This window comes from Sphingomonas sp. FUKUSWIS1 (assembly GCF_000733135.1).
GTDB classification, from domain to species: Bacteria; Pseudomonadota; Alphaproteobacteria; order Sphingomonadales; family Sphingomonadaceae; genus Sphingomonas; species Sphingomonas aerolata.
The window spans coordinates 1-2109 of the sequence record NZ_JPJC01000054.1 but is presented as its reverse complement, the minus strand read 5'-3'; the positions used below and the strand labels follow the sequence as shown (position 1 = coordinate 2109).

Annotated in this window: 2 protein-coding genes and 1 pseudogene; all 3 read left to right on the top strand. The window is 68.3% G+C overall.

Features of this window, described 5'->3' with window-relative positions; all coding sequences use genetic code 11:
- A pseudogene (locus sphsw_RS04435) lies at nucleotides 1-565 on the top strand (pyridoxal-dependent decarboxylase, exosortase A system-associated); the annotation flags it as partial.
- 128 nt (nucleotides 566-693) lie between these two features.
- Nucleotides 694-1338 (top strand): XrtA/PEP-CTERM system exopolysaccharide export protein, encoded by a 645-nt coding sequence (locus tag sphsw_RS04430; protein WP_031393819.1) that lies wholly within the window; start codon nucleotides 694-696, stop codon nucleotides 1336-1338.
- An 11-nt stretch (nucleotides 1339-1349) separates the two neighbouring features.
- Nucleotides 1350-2109 (top strand): Wzz/FepE/Etk N-terminal domain-containing protein (locus tag sphsw_RS04425; protein ID WP_031439551.1); only part of this gene is annotated, 760 nt, incomplete at its 3' end.

The following is a 2109-nucleotide window of genomic DNA, read 5'->3' as shown; positions in this document are numbered from 1 at the left end:
CGCCGACGCGGCGGGCGTCGCGCCGCCGCTGGTCAATCTGGGCGGCGGGTTCGGCGTCCCCTATTTCGCCAACGACATCGCGCTCGACGTCGAGCGGGTCGGCGCGGCGCTGCACGCGGCACTCGAGACACGCGCGGCGGTGCTGCGGGACACCCGGTTCGCGATCGAGCTCGGGCGGTGGCTGGTCGCCGAGGCCGGCGTGTACCTGACCCGCGTGATCGACGTGAAGCACAGCCAGGGCGAAGTCTTCGTCGTGGTCGATGGCGGGCTGAACCATCAGCTCGCGGCGAGCGGCAATTTCGGCACCGTGGTCCGGCGCAACTATCCGATCGCGGTCGCCGCGCGGATGGGGGAGGCGGCGGCCGCGGACGCAGTGTCGGTCGTGGGACCGCTGTGCACCCCGCTCGACCGGCTCGGTGACCGCGTCGCGCTGCCGCCGGTCGTGCCCGGCGACCTGATCGCGATCTTCATGGCGGGCGCATACGGCGCCAGCGCGAGCCCGGCGGCGTTTCTCGGGCATCCACCCGCGCTCGAGATCGTTACTTCAGTCCAACCCCAGCCATGAGCGTGGCGGCGGGCGGGGTTGCGGGGCGCTCCTAAACGCTATCTTCACCTGTTTCCCTGCATAGCCCGTGCGAGTTTAACCGGCCATCGGACACCCGTTGCCGGGATGGCGCCAGGAGATCAGTGCCCATGCGTTCCGGACCCGTTTCCCGTTCCCTGTTCACGCTGGGGCTCGCCGCGTCGTCGCTGGCCGCCTGCAGCAGCACCGGCGGTCCGCCCGAACTGCCGCCCGCAGCCTATGTCGCGAACAAGGAGCTGCCGGGCGAGGAATATGTGATCGGCCCGCTCGATCAGCTCAACATCTTCGTCTGGCGCAATCCCGAACTGTCGTCGAAGGTCCAGGTCCGCCCCGACGGCCGGATCACGACGCCGTTGGTCAACGACATGTCCGCGGTCGGCAAGACGCCCGCCCAGCTCGCCGACGACATGAAGAAGGCGCTCGGCGAATATGTCAAAAACCCGATCGTCTCGGTGATCGTCGAGAATTTCAGCGGCACCTACAGCCAGCAGGTCCGCATCGTCGGCGCGACCGAAAAGCCCGCCTCGATTCCCTATCGTGCCAATATGACGCTGCTCGACGCGATGATCGCGGTCGGCGGGCTCAGCCAGTATGCGGCGGGCAACAAGGCGCGGCTGGTGCGCTACGACCGGGCGAGCGGCAAGCAGAGCGAGTTCTCGCTGCAAATCTCGAACCTGTTGAAAAAGGGCGATTCGTCCGCCAATGTCAGGCTCGAGCCCGGTGACGTCATCATCATCCCCGAATCGATGTTCTGAGGCGTGTCGGTATGAACGGCATCTATGACGAGGCGCGGGTCGCGCTGCACGCGATCTGGACGCGGCGGTGGCTCGCGCTCGCGATCGCGTGGGGCGTGTGCGTGCTCGGCTGGCTGTTCGTATCGCAGATCCCGAGCCGCTATGAATCGCGCGCGCGCGTCTTCGTCCAGATGCAGAACCTGCTGCCCGCGAGCATGGACCAGCCGTCGGCCTCGAGCCGCACCGACATCGACACGATCCGCCAGACGCTGACCTCCGCGGTCAATCTGGAGAAGGTCGTGCGCGGCACCGACCTCGCCAACACGGTGGCCAGCGACCGCGACGTCGCCGACCGCGTCGCCAGCCTCGCCCAGTCGATCAAGGTCACGTCGGCGCAGGACAATCTGTTCGAGATCGCGACGACCGCGGCGAGTCCGAAGCTGGCGCGGACGATCACGCAGAAGCTGATCGACATCTTCGTCGAGGGCAATCTGGCAGGCGACCGGACGAGCACCAGCCAGAGCCTCAGCTTTCTCGACAAACAACTGGCGCAGCGGCAGAAGCAGCTGCAGGACGCGGAGGCCAAGCGCGCCGACTTCCAGAACCGCTATCTCGGCGCGCTGCCCGGCACCGGGTCGGTCGCCGACCGGATCGGTGCCGCGCGGTCGCAGATGGCGCAGGTCGATGGCGATCTCGCGGCGGCGCAATCGGGACTGGCGGCGGTGCAGGGACAGATGGCCGGCGTCGCGCGAACCGTCGCGGGCAGCGGCGGCGTCGCCGGTGCGGCCGGAC